At 60.7% G+C, this 15,997-nt stretch carries 12 protein-coding genes; 9 read left to right on the top strand and 3 right to left on the bottom strand.

All coding sequences use genetic code 11. The annotated features are described in order from the left end of the window. Positions 1-84: 84 nt before the first annotated feature. The 9 genes from nuoG (at position 85) to KGB03_RS17705 (ending at position 11,812) form a co-directional block, all read left to right on the top strand. Positions 85-2,799 (top strand): NADH-quinone oxidoreductase subunit NuoG, encoded by a 2,715-nt coding sequence (nuoG, locus tag KGB03_RS17665; protein ID WP_218535870.1) that lies wholly within the window; start codon positions 85-87, stop codon positions 2,797-2,799. Continuing rightward, a complete protein-coding gene (gene nuoH, locus KGB03_RS17670) occupies positions 2,796-3,803 on the top strand; it encodes an NADH-quinone oxidoreductase subunit NuoH (RefSeq protein ID WP_008146046.1) in 1,008 nt (335 codons plus the stop codon). The genes nuoG and nuoH overlap by 4 nt, the downstream gene beginning before the upstream one ends. A 12-nt stretch (positions 3,804-3,815) precedes the next feature. After that, positions 3,816-4,361, top strand: a complete 546-nt coding sequence (gene nuoI / locus KGB03_RS17675; protein ID WP_007905075.1) for an NADH-quinone oxidoreductase subunit NuoI — start codon at positions 3,816-3,818, stop codon at positions 4,359-4,361. Positions 4,362-4,370: 9 nt separating this feature from the next. Then, positions 4,371-4,874 (top strand): NADH-quinone oxidoreductase subunit J, encoded by a 504-nt coding sequence (gene nuoJ / locus KGB03_RS17680; RefSeq protein ID WP_008146049.1) that lies wholly within the window; start codon positions 4,371-4,373, stop codon positions 4,872-4,874. 2 nt (positions 4,875-4,876) lie between these two features. Further along, on the top strand, positions 4,877-5,185 hold the full coding sequence (gene nuoK, locus KGB03_RS17685) for an NADH-quinone oxidoreductase subunit NuoK (protein ID WP_007946416.1): 309 nt from the start codon (positions 4,877-4,879) through the stop codon (positions 5,183-5,185). After that, complete coding sequence (nuoL, locus tag KGB03_RS17690) at positions 5,182-7,035, top strand: NADH-quinone oxidoreductase subunit L (protein WP_218535867.1); 1,854 nt, start codon at positions 5,182-5,184, stop codon at positions 7,033-7,035. Before nuoK ends, nuoL begins: the two co-directional genes overlap by 4 nt. 40 nt (positions 7,036-7,075) lie before the next feature. Continuing rightward, positions 7,076-8,608, top strand: coding sequence for an NADH-quinone oxidoreductase subunit M (gene nuoM, locus KGB03_RS17695; protein WP_111448969.1), 1,533 nt, complete (start codon positions 7,076-7,078; stop codon positions 8,606-8,608). 7 nt (positions 8,609-8,615) lie between these two features. After that, complete coding sequence (gene nuoN / locus KGB03_RS17700) at positions 8,616-10,079, top strand: NADH-quinone oxidoreductase subunit NuoN (RefSeq protein ID WP_033057078.1); 1,464 nt, start codon at positions 8,616-8,618, stop codon at positions 10,077-10,079. Between the two features lie 407 nt (positions 10,080-10,486). Further along, positions 10,487-11,812: an OprD family porin gene (locus KGB03_RS17705; RefSeq protein WP_218535864.1), complete on the top strand. Its 1,326-nt coding sequence runs from the start codon at positions 10,487-10,489 to the stop codon at positions 11,810-11,812. Between the two features lie 173 nt (positions 11,813-11,985). Here KGB03_RS17705 and KGB03_RS17710 read toward each other — a convergent pair whose 3' ends face one another. The 3 genes from KGB03_RS17710 to KGB03_RS17720 form a co-directional block, all read right to left on the bottom strand. Next, positions 11,986-12,318, bottom strand: a complete 333-nt coding sequence (locus KGB03_RS17710) for a DUF2790 domain-containing protein (protein ID WP_223527897.1) — start codon at positions 12,316-12,318, stop codon at positions 11,986-11,988. Positions 12,319-12,397: 79 nt separating this feature from the next. Next, the gene (locus KGB03_RS17715) at positions 12,398-12,598 is read right to left on the bottom strand and encodes a co-regulatory protein PtrA N-terminal domain-containing protein (RefSeq protein ID WP_223527900.1); all 201 of its coding nucleotides are present in this window, start codon (positions 12,596-12,598) and stop codon (positions 12,398-12,400) included. A 201-nt stretch (positions 12,599-12,799) separates the two neighbouring features. After that, positions 12,800-15,952: a CusA/CzcA family heavy metal efflux RND transporter gene (locus KGB03_RS17720; protein WP_223527904.1), complete on the bottom strand. Its 3,153-nt coding sequence runs from the start codon at positions 15,950-15,952 to the stop codon at positions 12,800-12,802. Positions 15,953-15,997: the final 45 nt, after the last annotated feature.

The following is a 15,997-nucleotide window of genomic DNA, read 5'->3' on the forward strand; positions in this document are numbered from 1 at the left end:
TTGAACGGCTGTGTTGATTCACGCGAATAACAAGATTCCATTAGCCACGCCCGCTGACACCGGGCCAACGAAGAACTTTGAACCATGGCCACTATCCACGTAGACGGCAAAGAGCTCGAAGTCGATGGGGCAGACAACCTGTTACAGGCATGTCTGTCGCTAGGCCTCGATATCCCTTATTTCTGCTGGCACCCAGCCCTTGGCAGCGTTGGCGCTTGCCGCCAGTGCGCGGTCAAGCAGTACACCGACGAAAACGACAAGCGTGGTCGGATCGTCATGTCGTGCATGACGCCAGCTACCGACGGCAGCTGGATCTCCATCGACGACGAAGAAGCGAAAGTGTTTCGCGCCAGCGTCGTTGAATGGCTGATGACCAACCACCCTCACGACTGCCCGGTCTGTGAAGAAGGCGGTCACTGCCACCTGCAAGACATGACGGTGATGACCGGCCACAACGAGCGCCGTTATCGCTTCACCAAGCGTACTCACCAGAACCAGCAACTGGGCCCGTTCATTTCCCACGAAATGAACCGCTGCATCGCTTGCTACCGCTGCGTGCGCTTCTACAAGGACTACGCCGGCGGCACCGACCTCGGTGTGTTCGGCGCCCACGACAACGTGTACTTCGGTCGCGTTGAAGACGGCACCCTGGAAAGCGAGTTCTCCGGCAACCTCACCGAGGTCTGCCCGACCGGTGTGTTCACCGACAAGACTCACTCCGAGCGCTACAACCGCAAGTGGGACATGCAGTTCTCGCCGAGCATCTGCCATGGCTGCTCCAGCGGTTGCAACATCTCCCCGGGCGAGCGTTACGGTGAACTGCGTCGCATCGAAAACCGTTTCAACGGTTCGGTAAACCAGTACTTCCTGTGCGACCGTGGCCGTTTCGGCTATGGCTACGTCAACCGCAAGGATCGCCCGCGTCAGGCACTGCTGGCCAACGGCGCCAAGCTGACCCTCGACGAAGCGCTGGATAAAGCCGCCGACCTGCTGCGCGGTCGCAACATCGTCGGTATCGGTTCGCCGCGTGCCAGCCTCGAAAGCAACTACGCGTTGCGCGAACTAGTCGGCGCCGAGCACTTCTATTCCGGTATCGAAGCCGGCGAGCTGGAACGCATTCGTCTGGTCATGCAGGTGCTCAAAGACAGCCCACTGCCGATCCCGAACATGCGCGACATCGAAGACCACGACGCGATCTTCGTCCTCGGCGAAGACCTGACCCAGACTGCTGCGCGCATGGCCCTGTCCCTGCGTCAATCGGTCAAAGGCAAAGCCGAAGACATGGCCGACGCCATGCGCGTTCAGCCGTGGCTCGACGCCGCTGTGAAGAACATCGGTCAGAACGCGCTGAACCCGCTGTTCATCGCCAGCCTGGCTGAAACCAAGCTCGACGACATCGCCGAAGAATGCGTACACGCTGCACCAGACGACCTGGCCCGCATCGGTTTCGCCGTGGCTCACGCCCTCGACGCCAGCGCGCCTGCCGTTGAAGGCCTGGACGCTGAAGCTCTTGAGCTGGCCAAGCGCATTGCCGACGCCCTGCTCGCCGCCAAGCGTCCGCTGATCATTGCCGGCACCTCGTTGGGTTCCAAGGCGCTGATCGAAGCGGCGGCAAACATCGCCAAAGCCCTGAAGCTGCGCGAGAAGAACGGTTCCATCAGCCTGATCGTGCCAGAGGCCAACAGCCTCGGCCTGGCCATGCTCGGTGGCGACTCGCTCGATGCCGCGCTGCAAGCCGTGATCGACGGTAAAGCTGACGCCATCGTCGTGCTGGAAAACGATCTGTACACCCGTACCGACAAAACCCGTGTCGATGCTGCCCTGAATGCTGCGAAAGTGCTGATCGTGGCGGACCATCAGAAGACTGCCACCAGCGATCGCGCGCACCTGGTTCTGCCAGCCGCCAGCTTCGCTGAAGGCGACGGTACGCTGGTCAGCCAGGAAGGTCGCGCCCAGCGCTTCTTCCAGGTCTTCGACCCGACTTACCTCGACGCAAGCATCATGGTTCACGAAGGCTGGCGCTGGCTGCATGCCCTGCGCGCCACCCTGTTGAACCAGCCGATCGACTGGACCCAACTGGACCACGTCACCGCTGCCTGTGCCGCAAGCACTCCGCAACTGGCCGGCATCGTCAGCGCTGCACCGTCCGCCGCGTTCCGCATCAAAGGCCTGAAACTGGCTCGCGAACCGCTGCGTTACTCCGGTCGTACCGCCATGCGCGCCGACATCAGCGTGCACGAACCGCGTACTTCCCAGGATAACGACACCGCGTTCTCGTTCTCCATGGAAGGTTACTCGGGCTCGGTCGAACCGCGTCAGCAAGTGCCATTCGCCTGGTCTCCGGGCTGGAACTCGCCGCAAGCCTGGAACAAGTTCCAGGACGAAGTCGGTGGTCACATCCGCGCTGGCGACCCAGGCACCCGCCTGATCGAAAGCACCGGTGACTCGCTGAACTGGTTCGCCAGTGTTCCGCGTGCGTTCAACCCGGCGCCGGGCACCTGGCAGGTCGTGCCGTTCTTCCACCTGTTCGGCAGCGAAGAGAACTCTTCCAAAGCCGCACCGGTTCAGGAACGCATCCCCGCCGCTTACGTGTCGCTGGCCAAATCCGAAGCCGACCGTCTGGGTGTCAATGACGGCGCCCTGCTGAGCTTGAGCGTGGCTGGCCAGACCCTGCGTCTGCCGCTGCGCATCAACGAAGAGCTGGGTGCCGGTCTGGTCGCATTGCCGGCCGGTTTCGCCGGCATCCCGCCAGCGATCTTTGGCAAATCCGTTGACGGTCTGCAGGAGGCAGCTCAATGACCTGGTTCACGCCTGAAGTGATTGACGTGATCATCGCGGTCCTCAAGGCCATCGTGATTCTGCTCGCCGTCGTGGTGTGCGGCGCGCTGCTGAGCTGGGTCGAGCGACGTTTGCTCGCCCTCTGGCAGGACCGTTACGGTCCGAACCGCGTCGGCCCGTTCGGCGCGTTCCAGATCGCAGCCGACATGATCAAGATGTTCTTCAAGGAAGACTGGACCCCGCCGTTCGCCGACAAGGTGATCTTCACCTTGGCGCCGGTCGTGGCCATGAGCGCCTTGCTGATTGCCTTCGCGATCATCCCGATCACCCCGACCTGGGGTGTGGCGGACATCAACATCGGCATCCTGTTCTTCTTTGCCATGGCTGGTCTGTCGGTCTACGCGGTGCTGTTCGCCGGCTGGTCGAGTAACAACAAGTTCGCCCTGTTGGGCAGCTTGCGGGCCTCGGCACAAACCGTGTCGTACGAAGTGTTCATGGGCCTGTCGCTGATGGGCATCGTGATCCAGGTCGGCTCGTTCAACATGCGCGACATCGTTGAATACCAGGCGCAGAACCTGTGGTTCGTCATTCCGCAGATCTTCGGTTTCCTGACTTTCTTCATTGCTGGCGTCGCCGTGACTCACCGTCACCCGTTCGACCAGCCGGAAGCGGAGCAGGAACTGGCCGACGGTTACCACATTGAATACGCCGGCATGAAATGGGGCATGTTCTTCGTCGGTGAGTACATCGGCATCGTGTTGATTTCGGCGCTGCTGGTGACGTTGTTCTTTGGTGGCTGGCACGGTCCGTTCGGCATTCTGCCGCAGATCCCGTTCATCTGGTTCGCACTGAAAACCGCGTTCTTCATCATGTTCTTCATCCTGCTGCGCGCCTCGATTCCGCGCCCACGGTATGACCAAGTGATGGATTTCAGCTGGAAGTTCTGCCTGCCGCTGACCCTCGTCAACATGCTGGTGACCGCTGCGATCGTGTTGCTCAACACGCCCGCCGTCGCGGCTCAGTGAGGATAGAGAATCATGAAGTACATATTTGACATCGTGCATGGCTTCTTCACCCAGCTTCGCAGCCTGGTGATGATCTTCGGCCATGCCTTCCGCAAGCGCGACACGCTGCAATACCCGGAAGAGGCGGTGTACCTGCCGCCGCGCTTCCGTGGCCGTATCGTGCTGACCCGCGACCCTGATGGCGAAGAGCGTTGCGTAGCCTGCAACCTGTGCGCCGTGGCGTGCCCGGTCGGTTGCATCTCGTTGCAGAAAGCTGAAACCGAAGACGGTCGCTGGTACCCGGACTTCTTCCGCATCAACTTCTCGCGCTGCATTTTCTGCGGCCTCTGCGAGGAAGCCTGCCCGACCACCGCGATCCAGCTGACACCGGATTTCGAGATGGCCGAGTTCAAACGTCAGGACCTGGTGTACGAGAAAGAAGATCTTTTGATCTCCGGCCCCGGCAAAAACCCTGATTACAACTTCTATCGTGTTGCAGGTATGGCGATTGCCGGTAAGCCCAAAGGCTCCGCGCAGAATGAAGCCCAGCCGATCAACGTGAAGAGCTTGCTGCCTTAAGGAAGAAAGATGGAATTCGCTTTCTATTTCGCATCGGGTATCGCGGTTGTGTCCACGCTTCGCGTGATCACCAACACCAACCCTGTGCACGCCCTGCTCTACCTGATCATTTCGCTGATCGCCGTGGCGATGACGTTTTTCGCCCTCGGCGCACCGTTTGCCGGTGTGCTGGAAGTGATCGCCTACGCTGGCGCCATCATGGTGCTGTTCGTGTTCGTGGTGATGATGCTGAACCTGGGCCCGGCCTCGGTTCAGCAAGAGCGCGTCTGGCTCAAGCCCGGTATCTGGCTCGGCCCGGTCGCGCTCGGCACCCTGCTGCTGGTTGAACTGCTGTACGTGCTGTTCAGCCACGACAGCGGCCAGGCCATCGGCCACACCACCGTAGACGCCAAGGCCGTGGGCATCAGCCTGTTCGGTCCTTATCTGCTGGTGGTCGAACTCGCCTCGATGCTGCTGCTCGCCGCAGCGGTCACGGCGTTCCACTTGGGCCGCAACGAAGCCAAGGAGCAATGACGATGCCTGCTATCCCTATGGAGCATGGTCTGGCGGTCGCCGGCATCCTGTTCTGCCTCGGTCTGGTCGGCCTGATGGTCCGGCGCAACATTCTTTTCGTGCTGATGAGCCTGGAGGTCATGATGAATGCCTCTGCACTGGCCTTCATCGTTGCCGGTAGCCGCTGGGCGCAGCCGGATGGACAGATCATGTTCATCCTGGTGATCAGCCTGGCAGCCGCCGAGGCCAGTATTGGCCTGGCGATTCTGTTGCAGCTGTATCGCCGCTTCCACACTCTCGATATCGACGCTGCCAGCGAGATGCGCGGATGAATCTTCTCTATCTGACTTTCGTATTCCCTCTCATAGGTTTCCTGCTGCTGGCGTTCTCACGCGGCCGCCTCTCGGAAAACCTGTCGGCGCTGATCGGCGTCGGTTCCATCGGCTTGTCGGCCATCGTCACGGCTTATGTGATCTGGCAATTCAACGTCGCGCCACCTGAAGGTGGTCACTACACCATGGTGTTGTGGCAGTGGATGGCGGTGGAAGGCTTTACGCCTAACTTCGCGCTGTACCTGGATGGTCTGTCCCTGACCATGCTCGGTGTGGTGGTCGGCGTCGGCTTCCTTATCCACCTGTTCGCGTCCTGGTACATGCGCGGTGAAGCCGGTTACTCGCGCTTCTTCGCCTACACCAATCTGTTTATCGCCAGCATGCTGTTCCTGGTCCTGGGCGATAACCTGTTGTTCCTGTACTTCGGTTGGGAAGGCGTGGGCCTGTGCTCGTACCTGTTGATCGGTTTCTACTACAGCAACCGCAACAACGGTAACGCGGCACTCAAAGCCTTTATCGTCACCCGGATCGGCGACGTGTTCATGGCCATCGGCCTGTTCATCCTGTTCGCGCAACTGGGCACGCTGAACATCCAGGAACTGCTGGTGCTGGCGCCACAGAAATTCCAGGCCGGCGACTTCTGGATGGTCATGGCGACCCTGATGCTGCTGGGCGGCGCTGTCGGTAAATCGGCGCAACTGCCGCTGCAAACCTGGCTGGCGGACGCAATGGCCGGTCCTACTCCGGTTTCGGCACTGATCCACGCCGCAACCATGGTGACCGCCGGTGTCTACCTGATCGCCCGTACTCACGGCCTGTTTGCCCTGGCGCCGGATATCCTGCACCTGGTTGGCGTCGTCGGCGGTGTGACCCTGGTGCTCGCCGGTTTTGCCGCACTGGTCCAGACCGACATCAAACGCATCCTCGCCTACTCGACCATGAGCCAGATCGGCTACATGTTCCTGGCGCTGGGCGTGGGTGCCTGGGATGGCGCGATCTTCCACCTGATGACCCACGCCTTCTTCAAGGCGCTGCTGTTCCTTGCATCCGGCTCGGTGATCGTTGCCTGCCACCACGAGCAGAACATCTTCAAGATGGGCGGCCTGTGGAAGAAACTGCCACTGGCCTACGCCAGCTTCATCGTCGGTGGTGCCGCTCTGGCAGCCCTGCCACTGGTGACCGCAGGCTTCTACTCCAAGGACGAAATCCTCTGGGAAGCGTTCGCCAGCGGCAACCACGGTCTGCTGTACGCCGGTCTGGTCGGTGCGTTCATGACTTCGCTGTACACCTTCCGCCTGATCTTCATCGCGTTCCACGGTGAAGTGAAGACCGAAGCGCACGCCGGTCACGGCATCGCTCATTGGCTGCCACTGTCGGTGCTGATCGTATTGTCTACCGCCATTGGCGCGATGATCGTTCCACCGCTGCACGGCGTGCTGCCGGAAAGCGTCGGCCATGCCGGCGGCGAAGCCAAGCACAGTCTGGAAATCGCCTCGGGCGCCATCGCCCTGTCCGGTATCCTGCTGGCCGCGCTGCTGTTCCTCGGCAAGCGTCGTTTCGTCACTGCAATCGCCAACAGCGGCATCGGCCGCTTCCTTTCGGCCTGGTGGTTCGCTGCCTGGGGCTTCGACTGGATCTACGACAAACTGTTCGTCAAGCCATACCTTGCGCTCAGCCACGCACTGCGCAAAGACCCGCTCGACCAGACCATCGGTCTGATCCCGCGTATGGCCAAAGGCGGTCACACCGCCCTGAGCCGTACCGAAACCGGTCAACTGCGTTGGTACGCGGCATCGATGGCAGCCGGCTCCGTGCTGGTCATCGGCGCCATCGTGCTGGTAGCGGTCTGAATATGAACCTTGCGAACTTGCGAAAGGAATTGAGCCCGTCATGATTCTGCCTTGGCTAATCCTGATCCCCTTCATCGGCGGCCTGCTGTGCTGGATGGGTGAGCGCTTCGGCGCTACCCTCCCCCGCTGGATTGCGCTGTTGACCATGACCCTGGAACTCGCGCTCGGCCTCTGGCTGTGGGCCCACGGTAATTATTCATTTGCTCCGGCGCCTGGCGCCGATCCGACCTGGGCGCTTGAGTTCAAGCACATCTGGATCGAGCGCTTCGGCATCAGCGTGCACCTGGCCCTCGACGGTCTGTCGCTGTTGATGATCCTGCTGACCGGTCTGCTGGGTATCCTCTCGGTACTCTGCTCGTGGAAAGAGATCCAGCGTCACGTTGGCTTCTTCCACTTGAACCTGATGTGGATCCTGGGCGGTGTCGTCGGCGTGTTCCTCGCCCTCGACCTGTTCATGTTCTTCTTCTTCTGGGAAATGATGCTGGTGCCGATGTACTTCCTCATCGCGCTCTGGGGTCACAGTTCTTCGGACGGCAAGAAAACCCGGATCTACGCGGCGACCAAGTTCTTCATCTTCACTCAGGCGTCCGGCCTGATCATGTTGGTGGCGATCCTGGGTCTGGTCCTGGTCAACTTCAACGACACCGGCGTGATTACCTTCAACTACGCCGACCTGTTGAAAACCAAGATGTCGCTGACCACCGAGTACATCCTGATGCTCGGCTTCTTCATCGCCTTCGCGGTGAAGCTGCCAGTGGTGCCGTTCCACTCCTGGTTGCCTGACGCTCACGCCCAGGCGCCGACAGCGGGTTCGGTCGACCTGGCCGGTATCTTGCTGAAAACCGCTGCTTACGGTCTGCTGCGTTTCGCCCTGCCGCTGTTCCCGAATGCCTCGGCCGAGTTCGCGCCGATCGCCATGACCCTGGGTCTGGTGGGGATCTTCTACGGTGCGTTCCTGGCCTTCGCCCAAACCGACATCAAGCGTCTGATCGCCTACTCTTCCGTTTCCCACATGGGCTTCGTGTTGATCGGCATCTACTCCGGCAGCCAACTGGCGCTGCAGGGCGCGGTGATGCAGATGCTGGCTCACGGTCTGTCGGCCGCGGCACTCTTTATCCTCAGTGGTCAACTGTACGAGCGCACTCACACCCGTGACATGCGTGAGATGGGCGGCCTGTGGTCGAAGATCGCTTACCTGCCGGCCGTCAGCCTGTTCTTCGCTGCTGCGTCCCTGGGCTTGCCGGCGACCGGTAACTTTGTGGGTGAGTTCCTGATCCTGATCGGCACGTTCCCGAGCGCTCCACTGATCACTATCCTCGCGACGTCCGGTCTGGTGTTCGGGTCGGTCTACTCGCTGATCATGATCCACCGTGCCTACTTCGGCCCGTCCAAATCGGACGCGGTGCTGCATGGCATGGATGGTCGCGAACTGATCATGGTGGTCGGTCTGGCTGCGTTGCTGATTTTCATCGGCGTGTACCCGCAACCGTTCCTCGATACCTCTGCTGCGACGATGCATGGCGTGCAGCAATGGCTCGGCACCGCCTTCACTCAACTCGCTTCGGCCCGGTAAGAGCGCTATGGAATTCACGACTCAACACTTTATTGCGCTTGCGCCGTTGTTGATCACCAGCGCCACGATCATCGTGGTGATGCTGGCAATCGCCTGGCGCCGCAACCACTCGCAGACCTTCCTGATTTCCGTGGCGGGTCTGAACCTGGCGTTGCTGTCGATCCTGCCAGCCCTGAAAGTCGCGCCTCTGGCCGTGACTCCATTGCTGCAAATCGACACCTTCGCTTGCTTGTACATGGCGCTGATCCTGGTCGCCACCCTCGCTTGTGTGACCCTCGCCCACGCCTACCTCGGCGATGGCGGTTCGGGTTACCCGGGCAACCGTGAAGAACTTTACCTGCTGATCCTGATGGCCGCCGCCGGTGGCCTGGTACTGGTCAGCGCGCAGCACCTGGCCGGGTTGTTCATCGGTCTGGAACTGCTCTCGGTACCGGTCTACGGTCTGGTGGCTTATGCCTTCTTCAACAAGCGTTCGCTGGAAGCCGGTATCAAGTACATGGTGCTGTCGGCGGCTGGTTCCGCGTTCCTGTTGTTCGGTATGGCCCTGCTCTACGCCGACTCCGGCAGCCTGAGCTTCGTCGGCATCGGCCAGGCCCTCGCGGCCACCGGCCTGCCAAGCTCGCTGGCGCAACTGGGTCTGGGCATGATGCTGATCGGTCTGGCGTTCAAGCTGTCGCTGGTACCGTTCCACCTCTGGACCCCGGACGTTTACGAAGGTGCTCCGGCACCGGTGGCTGCGTTCCTGGCCACCGCTTCGAAAGTGGCTGTGTTTGCGGTAATGGTGCGGCTGTTCCAGATCTCTCCGGCTGCAAGCAGCGGTGTCCTGAGCGACGTGCTGACCATCATCGCCATCGCGTCGATCCTGTTCGGTAACCTGCTGGCACTGACCCAGAGCAACCTCAAGCGTCTGCTGGGTTACTCGTCCATCGCTCACTTCGGGTACCTGCTGATCGCCCTGGTGGCGAGCAAGGGTCTGGCCGTGGAAGCCATCGGCGTGTACCTGGTCACCTACGTGATCACCAGCCTCGGCGCGTTCGGCGTGATCACCCTGATGTCCTCGCCGTACAACGGCCGCGACGCGGATGCCCTGTACGAATACCGCGGCCTGTTCTGGCGCCGTCCGTACCTGACCGCCGTCCTGACCGTGATGATGCTGTCCCTGGCCGGCATCCCGCTTACCGCGGGCTTCATCGGCAAGTTCTACATCATCGCTACCGGCGTCGAGTCGCACCAATGGTGGCTGGTCGGTTCCCTGGTACTGGGCAGCGCCATCGGCGTCTTCTACTACCTGCGCGTCATGGTCACCCTGTACCTGATCGAGCCGAACCTGCGTCGCCACGATGCGCAACTGCACTGGGAACAACGTGCAGGCGGCGTGATGCTGCTGGCGATCGCCGCACTGGCGTTCTTCCTCGGTCTGTATCCGCAACCGTTGCTGGTGCTGGTTCAGCAGGCAGGGTTGGCGGGTTGATCGCTTGAGCGACACTCGGTAGAAAACAGAAACGGCACCTTCGGGTGCCGTTTCTGCGTTCAGGCCTTCACAGTTTCTTCACCATATGTGGGAGCGAGCCTGCTCGCGATGGCGTCGGCATGTTCAACATCGTCATTGCCTGACATTGCGCTATCGCGAGCAGGCTCACTCCTACAGGTTGTGTGCCGTTCGCTAATTCTGTGCCCCCCCCCCCGGATCACTGTGGGGTGCACCCGCAGGGCTTGGCGTTCCACCCACATGACGAAATTGTAATTCCCCCATCACCTTGGCGTTATCCGCAGCTTGCAACGATGTCACCCGGCGACCATGCCGGCGGGCCTTCTCCGCCGAACAATAAAACCCACGCCGAAGCACGTTCCCGTTCTGCCGAACCCAAGGAGTGATTGATGGTTAACAATTCAAAAATGTCGATGGCCGCTTTAGCAGTGGTGGTCGGCTCCGGGCCGTCCATGGTGTTTGCAGAAGACAAGCCCGAGGGCTTTATCGAAGGCAGCAGCCTGACGGTGCTCAACCGAAACTTCTACTTCAACCGTGATCACCGCAACGGCCAGTCCAGCCCCACCGGCAATGGTTATTCCGAGGCTTGGGCCCACGCGGTGATCAGCAAGTTCGAATCCGGGTTTACCCAAGGCACCGTCGGCGTCGGTGTCGATGCGTTTGCGATGATCGGCTTGAAGCTCGACACCGGTGACGGGCGCAACGGTGGCCGTAGTTCGTTCGATGTGCTGCCAGTCAACAGTGATGGCGAGGCGCGGGATGAGTACACCAAGATGGGTGGCGCCGCCAAAGTGCGAGCCTTCGATACGGTGGTCAAGGTCGGTGACGTGTTCCCGGCCAACCCGGTGGTGGCGGCCGGTGACTCGCGCTTGCTGCCGGAGAGCTTTCGCGGCGTGACGGCGACCAACACCAGCATCGAAGGCCTGTCGATTCAGGGCGGTCGGTTGCATGCGATGAGCCAACCCGTGTCCAGCGACATGCGCGAGAACTTCGCCACGTTTTATGCCGGCCCGGTCAATTCGCCGTGGATCGCTTACGGCGGCGGCGACTATGTACTGAACAAGAACCTCAGTTTCAGCCTGTACTCCAGCCGCCTCAAGGATGCCTGGAATCAGTACTACGCCGGCACGGCCTGGACCTATCCGCTATCGGAAGACCTGTCGCTGTTTGGCGGCCTGAACTATTACAAGGCGGTCGACGAAGGCAAACAATTGCTCGGCAAGTTCGACAACAACATCTGGAGCGGCCGGGTCGGCGTGAAACTCGGCGCGCACTCCGTCGCTCTTTCGCACCAGCGCAACAACGGCAATGACGACTTCGACTACCTGCGTCAATCCGACTCGATCTTCCTCGACAACTCCATCCAGTACAGCGACTTCAACTCGCCCAAGGAACGTTCGTGGATGGTGCGCTACGACCTCGACATGACCACTTACGGCGTGCCGGGGCTATCGTTCATGACTCGTTACGCCCGAGGCACCGACGCCGATTACTCCAACGCCAACGCCGTGTACATGCGCCGCGATGCTGACGGCAATCCGCTGACCGACCAGAAGCGCTGGGAGCGTGATGTCGAAGTCAAATACGTGGTGCAGAGCGGTTCGATGAAAGACCTGTCGCTGCGTTTGCGCCAGGCCACGACTCGCGCCACGGCGTTTGAATCGGATCTGGATGAAGTGCGGGTGATTGTCGAGTACCCGTTGGCGATTCTCTGATTGAGCGGTTGCTACACATTCACCTTTAGAAGCTCCTTGCTCCTTTGGTAAGAGGTGAATCTTTGGCGTCCTTCGGGGCGCCTTTTTTATGTGCGCCTGAATAAAACCCATAGGAGCTGCCGAATATTCGGTAGCTCCTATGGGGGAATCCGGTCCTGGCCATCAAGACGGTGTCAGCCGCCGCGATTGCGGCAATCCCCCGCCACCGTGTATTTGATGGTGTTGAGCTGGCCCTTGGAGTCTTCATAGGTCATGGCCGTGGGGACTACGGCGCAGGCAGCTGGCGGGCGCACAACGCTCACTACTTTCACCACGTCCAGCTTCATTCCGTATTCGTAGTCCTTGACCACCGGCGCCGGTTTGCCCTGGTTGGCCGCGTACTGCTCCATGGCTTTGGTATTGGCACTCAGCGCCCGCTCGAACGTCCGGTCACCACCCCCCTCGGCGAACACATTCAGGGACATCGTCAGCACGCTGGCGAACGTCATTGACTTAAGCACTTTCATATCCATTTCCTTCCAATCCTGGCTCATAAAAAAACCCGGCATCGAGACTCGATGACGGGCTTGTTCAAGTGCGATGCGCTTACAAGTCTTTGGTGTTGCCGTCTTTCTTTTCATTGACGACGACGGGGTCGCGAGCTTGTTCCTTGGCGACGAACAGCTCTACAGAGCGGTCATTGGCGGTCATCATTTTTTCGAAGGTCCGATCACCGCCGCCTTCGGCCAAGACCAGAGAAGACATCGCCAACGCTGCTGTAAAGGCACTGATTTGTACGAATTTCATGTTTGATTCCTCGTTTAAGTAGCTGACGGGATCAAGGTAACAATCCGAACCTTTCCTAACGGTGGCGCGCAAATTACATATCCGTTATGTGCCAAAAAACCGTGGGAGCGGGCCTGCTCGCGAAAGCGGTGGGTCAGTCAACATCAGTGTCGGCTGACAGATTTGCTATCGCTAGCAGGCTAGCTCCCACAGGGGGATTACCTATTTGGTCGGGATTTGGTCTTCGTCCCGGCGATGGGCGAGCTGATACAGCGCCGGCAAGATCAGCAGCGTCAGGAGGGTCGAGGACAGGATCCCGCCAATCACCACCGTCGCCAATGGTCGCTGCACTTCCGCGCCAGTACCGGTCGCCAGCGCCATCGGAATAAAGCCCAGGGACGCCACCAGCGCCGTCATCAACACCGGGCGCAGACGTGTCAGCGCGCCTACGTTGATCGCATCAGACAGCGAACGCCCCTCCTCCCGCAGGTTGCGGATGAACGCGATCATCACCAGCCCGTTGAGCACCGCTACCCCCGACAGCGCGATGAAGCCCACGCCTGCCGAGATCGACAGCGGAATGTCGCGCAACCACAGCGCCATGACCCCGCCGGTCAACGCAAACGGAATCCCGGTGAACACCAGCAAGCCGTCCTTGAGGTTGTTGAACATCATGAACAGCAACCCGAACACCAGTAGCAAGGCCACCGGCACCACGATCTGCAGGCGCTTGGCCGCCGATTGCAGTTGCTCGAACTGCCCGCCCCAACTTATCCAGTAACCCGCAGGCACCTGCACCTCTCGCTCGATTACCTCGCCCGCGTCTTCGACGAACGAACCGATATCGCGCCCGCGCACGTTGGCGCTGACGATCACCAGGCGCTTGCCATTTTCGCGGCTGACCTGATTCGGCCCCAGCACCAGATCAAGGCTGGCGACTTCTTTCAAGGCAATAAAACCGATCTGATCAGCCGCGCCATTGAGCAGTGCTGGCACCGGAATCAACAGCGCCGACAGACCTTCGATGTCCTTGCGCATGGCATCGGACAACCGCACCACCATGTCGAAACGTCGGTCGCCTTCATACAACGTGCCGGCCTGACGCCCACCCACCGCGACGGCAATGGTGTCCTGCACATCGCCGACGTTGAGCCCGTAACGCGCCGCCTTGTCGCGGTCGATGTTGATGGTCAGTACCGGCAGGCCGGTGGTTTGTTCGACTTTGACTTCAGAGGCGCCATTGACCTTCTGCAGGGCGGCGGCAATCTTCGCCGCGGTGGCGTTGAGCACGGCCATGTCATCGCCGAACACCTTGACCGCGACGTCGCTGCGCACGCCGGAGATCAGTTCGTTGAAGCGCAACTGAATCGGCTGCGACAGTTCATAGTTGCTGCCCGGCAACGTCGCGGCGGCCTGTTGCAGTTCCGCCATCAGGGTTTCGCGAGACTTGCCCGGGTCCGGCCATTGCTCTTTTGGCTTGAGCATCACGTAGCTGTCGGAGATGTTCGGCGGCATCGGGTCGGAGGCGATTTCCGCAGTGCCTGTGCGGGCGAACACGCGCTCGACTTCCGGTACTTTGCCCAGGATCTGGGTTTCCAGACGCTGCTGCATGTCCACCGATTGCGTGAGGCTGGTGCCCGGCACGCGCAAGGCTTGCAGGGCAAAATCGCCCTCGCTGAGGCTCGGCACGAACTCGCTGCCCATGCGGCTGGTCAGCACGCCGCTGAGCACAATCACGCCCAACGCCGCGCCCACCGCCACGGCGCGATGGCTCATCACCCACGCCAGCGCCGGCGCATACACCCGACGCGCACCGCGCATCACCATGCCCTCTTCTTCCTTGACCTTGCCGGTGACGAACAGCGCAATCGCGGCAGGAACAAAGGTCACCGACAGCAGCATGGCGCCGAGCAAGGCGATGACCACGGTGAACGCCATCGGATGGAACATTTTTCCTTCGACGCCGCTCAGGGCAAAGATCGGCAGGTACACGACCATGATGATCAACTGGCCGAAAATCAGCGGTCGCCGAGCCTCTTTGGCCGCCGCAAACACTTCACGCAAACGCTCGGAGCGGGTCAGCAAACGCCCGTGATGCTGCTGTGCATGGGCCAGCCGTCGCAGGGTGTTTTCGACAATCACCACCGCGCCGTCGACGATAATGCCGAAGTCGAGGGCGCCCAGGCTCATCAGGTTGGCGCTGACCCTGTTGCTGTACATGCCGGTGAAGGTGAACAGCATCGACAGCGGAATCACCATCGCGGTAATCAGTGCCGCGCGGATGTTGCCGAGGAACAGGAACAGAATCGCGATCACCAGAATTGCGCCTTCGATCAGGTTCTTTTTCACCGTGGCAATGGCCTTGTCCACCAGGTGCGTACGGTCGTACACCGGCACCGCGATCACACCTTTGGGCAGCGAACGGTTGATCTGTTCCAGCTTGCTGGCGACGGCCTGGGACACGGTGCGGCTGTTTTCGCCGATCAGCATGAACACGGTGCCGAGCACCACTTCACGGCCGTTTTCCGTGGCCGCGCCGCTGCGCAGTTCGCGGCCGATGTCCACGGTGGCGACGTTCTTCACCCGGATCGGCGTGCCATCGACGTTGGCCATGACGATATTGGCAATGTCCTCGATGCTCGCCACCTGTCCCGGCGCCCGAATCAGCAACTGTTCGCCGCTGCGCTCGATGTACCCGGCGCCGACGTTGGCGTTGTTGCGCTCAAGCGCCGTGATCAGGTCGGTGAGGGTCAACTTGTAGGCTGCCAGCCGTTTCGGATCGGGGGCGATCTGGTATTCCTTGGCAAAACCGCCAATGGTGTTGATCTCGGCCACACCAGGGACGTTGCGCAGTTGCGGCTTGATGATCCAGTCCTGAATCACCCGCAAATCCGTCGGCGTGTACGCGCTTCCATCGTCCTTGAGCGCGCCTTCCCTGGCTTCCACGGTCCACAGGAATATTTCGCCGAGGCCAGTGGAAATCAGCCCCATCACCGCTTTGGTGCCGTCGGGCAATTGCTCCTTGGCGATCTGTAACCGCTCGTTGACCAATTGCCGGGCGAAGAACAGGTCGGTGCCGTCCTTGAAAATCACCGTAACCTGCGACAGCCCCGAACGCGACAGCGAACGGGTCTGCTCCAGCGCCGGCAGACCGGCCATGGCGGTTTCAATCGGGAAGGTGATGCGCTGCTCGGTTTCCAGCGGCGAGAACCCGGCGGCACCGGTGTTGATTTGCACCTGGACGTTGGTGATGTCGGGCACGGCGTCGATCGGCAGTTTTTGATAACTGGCGATCCCGAGGCCGGCCATGAGCAGAACGGCGAGCAGCACGATGATGCGCTGCTCGATGGCAAACTGGATCAGGCGTTCGAACATGAGAACCTTCTCGTCGATGGGGCGAATCGATGGGCGTCTTTAGTG

The organism is Pseudomonas sp. BF-B-26 (genome assembly GCF_019956495.1).
GTDB lineage: Bacteria > Pseudomonadota > Gammaproteobacteria > Pseudomonadales > Pseudomonadaceae > Aquipseudomonas.

Excerpts from the sequence above, each read along its gene's own strand:
- nuoN (WP_033057078.1), top strand. The coding sequence starts at position 8,616 with ATGGAATTCACGACTCAACACTTTATTGCGCTTGCGCCGTTGTTGATC.
- nuoL (WP_218535867.1), top strand. The coding sequence starts at position 5,182 with ATGAATCTTCTCTATCTGACTTTCGTATTCCCTCTCATAGGTTTCCTG.
- nuoM (WP_111448969.1), top strand. The coding sequence starts at position 7,076 with ATGATTCTGCCTTGGCTAATCCTGATCCCCTTCATCGGCGGCCTGCTG.
- KGB03_RS17705 (WP_218535864.1), top strand. The coding sequence starts at position 10,487 with ATGGTTAACAATTCAAAAATGTCGATGGCCGCTTTAGCAGTGGTGGTC.
- nuoI (WP_007905075.1), top strand. The coding sequence starts at position 3,816 with ATGAAGTACATATTTGACATCGTGCATGGCTTCTTCACCCAGCTTCGC.
- nuoJ (WP_008146049.1), top strand. The coding sequence starts at position 4,371 with ATGGAATTCGCTTTCTATTTCGCATCGGGTATCGCGGTTGTGTCCACG.
- KGB03_RS17720 (WP_223527904.1), bottom strand. The coding sequence starts at position 15,952 with ATGTTCGAACGCCTGATCCAGTTTGCCATCGAGCAGCGCATCATCGTG.
- nuoG (WP_218535870.1), top strand. The coding sequence starts at position 85 with ATGGCCACTATCCACGTAGACGGCAAAGAGCTCGAAGTCGATGGGGCA.
- nuoK (WP_007946416.1), top strand. The coding sequence starts at position 4,877 with ATGCCTGCTATCCCTATGGAGCATGGTCTGGCGGTCGCCGGCATCCTG.
- KGB03_RS17715 (WP_223527900.1), bottom strand. The coding sequence starts at position 12,598 with ATGAAATTCGTACAAATCAGTGCCTTTACAGCAGCGTTGGCGATGTCT.
- KGB03_RS17710 (WP_223527897.1), bottom strand. The coding sequence starts at position 12,318 with ATGAAAGTGCTTAAGTCAATGACGTTCGCCAGCGTGCTGACGATGTCC.
- nuoH (WP_008146046.1), top strand. The coding sequence starts at position 2,796 with ATGACCTGGTTCACGCCTGAAGTGATTGACGTGATCATCGCGGTCCTC.